The organism is Alteromonas sp. I10 (genome assembly GCF_003201515.1).
Taxonomy (GTDB): domain Bacteria; phylum Pseudomonadota; class Gammaproteobacteria; order Enterobacterales; family Alteromonadaceae; genus Alteromonas; species Alteromonas macleodii.
In genome coordinates this window covers 1-3296 of record NZ_QJJN01000022.1, presented here as the reverse complement: position 1 = coordinate 3296, position 3296 = coordinate 1, and the positions used below count along the sequence as shown (strand labels likewise).

The window sequence follows — 3296 nt, the reverse complement described above, 5'->3', positions numbered from 1 at the left end:
CTCGTTAAGAGTGACATTAAAGCTACTTGGTCAACAACATGATAGAACACTAGTGTTAATCTATTCAGATGTTGTCGCCTATGAGTTCTTAGGTTCAGAAAATAGTTTTAACCCAAATGACACTTTCCATGGAGATATATTGGATCATCGCATTAGTATTACTGGCGACGCTTACAAACATATAATTGAAATGCGTTCAGGCTCTATCTTCAAGGTTGTTTTTAAGGGGTTCTCTTTTGAAGAACAAAGTAGCACATAACAAAAAAATTAAGTCACTCACTTCGTTCGCTGGGACGCATACATGCGGGGCGGCTTCGCCATTATGCCCCACATGCCTGCGCCCCTTATTTAAAAGTTAGGTGCTTATGGGTAATAAGACGGATTCTGGACCTTATATAAATACTATTACAAACTCTCATTGGCTTCTGCTCCTGTTCGTTGCTACTTTTGTTACTTCGTTTTATTGGCAAATGTCATCTATTTTTGTTTACGTTATTGGCTCTATTATCGGTATTTACTGTTGTGCTATTCACTCGATTGCTTGGCGCTACAAAAATGAATTTATACGCTTATTTCTGTTTTTCATACCTGCTATAGTCTTCGTCAGTAAATATGGGCTTTATGGGCTTCAAACATTACTGTGGGGGTTTATTCTGGCAATGGCTATATGGACAGTTTTCCGTAAAAAAGCATTGCACTACGTGGTTGGCCGCACCTAACAACCCAATAAACTCACTCACTTCGTTCGCTGGGACGCATACACGCGGGGCGGCTGCGCCATTATGCCCCACATGCCTGCGCCCGTTATTGGAAAGTTATAAGCCAAGAGGTTTTAATGGAATTTAAAGACCTACCACTACATGATGGATTAGTAAAAACCATTTCAATAAATTGGTCTGGTAAGTCAGCTGAGATTTTCTTAGATTGCTTCTTAATGCCAAACCAAAGTGCTCAGCCATGTTCATTAACGTTTTCCGGCATTTCCTCAATTAACGTACCAATGGCTACACCTTGGGTGTGAATCTAACTCTATTAATATGGCAAGGGTTCAAAACAACATTTTTCAAATTGAATTACAAAGTGGTGACACATTGCAACTTGAGGCAACAGCTTTTGACTTCGAAACAATTGGCTTATAACAACTCAATTAACTCGCTCACTCCGTTCGCTGGGACGCATACACGCGGGGCGGCTTCGCCATTATGCCCCACGTGTCTGCGCCCGTTATTGAAAAGTTAGGTGCTTTAAGGAAATTTGAGAATGGATATCGAAATAACAAAGTTACTAGTCCCGGCAATAACTGGACTTTTTGCGGGTACGATCGGTTCTTTAATTGCTCCTTGGGTTAACTGGAGAATCGAAAAACATAGAAAATCTATCGAATATAAACAAGATCTTATCAAAGATGCTCGCAAACTCGTTGATAACGCTGATTCATTAGAAGCAATACTATCGTCATCACTATGGGGTTTTATTTCAAGTCATCTGACTAAAGAGGAGAGGTACTCCGTTTCAAGCGGAAACCATTTGCATCAACCAAGTATCCAAGGGATGGACGAATTAGCGATGCGAAAGCAAAAGATATCTCACATGCTTCACCGCCTAGAAAGTGAATGGCATTTTTAAAATACGCACCTAACAAACAACTGTTGGCGCTCACTGCGTTCGCTGGGACACAAATACATGGGCTCCCTCGCTTCGCTCGTTATTTTAGCCCATGTATTTGTGCCCCAAAGTTGGGCGTTATGCGTCAAGGACACTTCTATGAGTAACCATGCTCAATATGGATTTATAGCCATCCTTCTGGGTTTATTAATGTATTTCGCGTACCTTTCTTTTATGCCAGAAGAAAAAGTACTCGTAGTGAATACAGTTAATCATGACCGGGTTATTTGTGGATTAGCCACATGTGGTCACCATGCGATTATTTTAAAATCTAACACAGTGGTTAATTTAAACGGCGAAGACATTTTACTAAGCGAATTCATTTCTCGCTTGGGTAAAGGACTAGACCAATGTGAGGCTAGAACGCTATTTATAGCAGCAAACCCGAACTTAGACAGCGGGTTGGTAATCGAGCTCTCAAACTTAATCACCGCTAAGATTCCAGACATCAAAATTGGCTGGGGCAGCAATGACGCATAACAACTCAATAAACTCACTCACTACGTTCGCTGGGACGCATACACGCGGGGCGGCTTCGCCATTATGCCCCACATGCCTGCGCCCGTTATTGAAAAGTTAGAAGCCAAGGAGAATCATGGCTCGTCGTTCAGAGTTCAAAGGAATTGTAAGAAACTTTGCTCACATGCTAAACAACCGCAATAACGATCATCTTGGTTACTGGGCTACAGGACAACTATGCTTGCTCGCACAGAAACAGAACATCTCTTCTATATCAATCAATCTGTTAGAAATAGAGCATAACAGCGTAATAAACCACCTCGAACCTTTTGCTAAAAGCATTCGGAAATCACTCATTAATATGCTGAACTCTCATAAAATCCCATCATCATGGCTTACGTCAGCTACTGTTACTTTTAGCTTTAATGAACAATATCAAAAGCAGTATCACTATTGGCGTTCGGCTCTGGGCTCCCCCTATCTGGTAACGTTGGAAATCACGTCAGACTTAGGCAAGGTGTATAAACAAACATTTGGTGGTAATGTAAATCCACACGATCCTCTTAAGGAACAACGGCGTGCAGGCTTCTAACAAAAAAATTAAGTCACTCACTTCGTTCGCTGGGACGCATACACGCGGGGCGGCTTCGCCACTATGCCCCACGTGCCTGCGCCCCTTATTTAAAAGTTATGTTTTTCAGGAGGATTACCATGGAGTGGTTTAAATTAATTATCGATTTAGTCGGTAAAATAATATGGCCCATCGTATTTCTAGTGGTCGCTAGCTACTTTAAAAAAGAAATTGCCGCCCTTTTGAAGAGAGTCAAAAAGGCCAAATATAAAGACATGGAAATTAGTTTGGGAGAAGAGATAAAGGAAGTCAAAAACGAAGCTATGCACGCTGGTATAACTATCGCCTACCCAGCTAACAGTTTCAAAATACACGATGACCCAAACTACGCAGAAGCAGCTTTCATCAAATCTTGGCAAAAAATAGAAAGCTTATTAGTCAATGCATATAAAGCTAATAATCCTTCAACTGACAGAATTCCATTAGTAAGACATCTGCTTTCTAACGTAAGCGATCATTTTAGACCGTCTTTTCCCTGCGGTGCTACTCCGTAAAATAGCCTCCGTAGATTTTACTAACGGAGACTTTACTGATGGCAACA

6 protein-coding genes and 1 pseudogene are annotated in these 3296 nt (G+C 41.2%); all 7 read left to right on the top strand.

Annotation, left to right across the window (positions count from 1 at the left end; all coding sequences use genetic code 11):
• A pseudogene (locus tag BZA03_RS20245) lies at window positions 1-259 on the top strand (hypothetical protein); the annotation flags it as partial.
• Between the two features lie 106 nt (window positions 260-365).
• Window positions 366-719, top strand: coding sequence for a hypothetical protein (locus tag BZA03_RS20485; RefSeq protein WP_181417321.1), 354 nt, complete (start codon window positions 366-368; stop codon window positions 717-719).
• Window positions 720-835: 116 nt separating this feature from the next.
• A complete protein-coding gene (locus BZA03_RS20650; protein WP_258364679.1) occupies window positions 836-1021 on the top strand; it encodes a hypothetical protein in 186 nt (61 codons plus the stop codon).
• A gap of 239 nt (window positions 1022-1260) precedes the next feature.
• Window positions 1261-1626, top strand: coding sequence for a hypothetical protein (locus tag BZA03_RS20235; protein ID WP_110289712.1), 366 nt, complete (start codon window positions 1261-1263; stop codon window positions 1624-1626).
• Window positions 1627-1764: 138 nt separating this feature from the next.
• Window positions 1765-2145, top strand: coding sequence for a hypothetical protein (locus BZA03_RS20360; protein ID WP_146212374.1), 381 nt, complete (start codon window positions 1765-1767; stop codon window positions 2143-2145).
• Between the two features lie 115 nt (window positions 2146-2260).
• Window positions 2261-2716, top strand: a complete 456-nt coding sequence (locus tag BZA03_RS20480; protein WP_015066147.1) for a hypothetical protein — start codon at window positions 2261-2263, stop codon at window positions 2714-2716.
• Between the two features lie 119 nt (window positions 2717-2835).
• Window positions 2836-3249 carry a hypothetical protein gene (locus BZA03_RS20230; RefSeq protein ID WP_110289711.1) on the top strand — a complete coding sequence of 138 codons (414 nt, stop codon included), beginning with the start codon at window positions 2836-2838 and terminating at the stop codon, window positions 3247-3249.
• Window positions 3250-3296: the final 47 nt, after the last annotated feature.

Bases quoted from the DNA above. Each gene is read 5' to 3' on its own strand.
- BZA03_RS20485 (WP_181417321.1), top strand. From the start codon at position 366: ATGGGTAATAAGACGGATTCTGGACCTTATATAAATACTATTACAAAC.
- BZA03_RS20650 (WP_258364679.1), top strand. From the start codon at position 836: ATGGAATTTAAAGACCTACCACTACATGATGGATTAGTAAAAACCATT.
- BZA03_RS20235 (WP_110289712.1), top strand. From the start codon at position 1,261: ATGGATATCGAAATAACAAAGTTACTAGTCCCGGCAATAACTGGACTT.
- BZA03_RS20360 (WP_146212374.1), top strand. From the start codon at position 1,765: ATGAGTAACCATGCTCAATATGGATTTATAGCCATCCTTCTGGGTTTA.
- BZA03_RS20480 (WP_015066147.1), top strand. From the start codon at position 2,261: ATGGCTCGTCGTTCAGAGTTCAAAGGAATTGTAAGAAACTTTGCTCAC.
- BZA03_RS20230 (WP_110289711.1), top strand. From the start codon at position 2,836: ATGGAGTGGTTTAAATTAATTATCGATTTAGTCGGTAAAATAATATGG.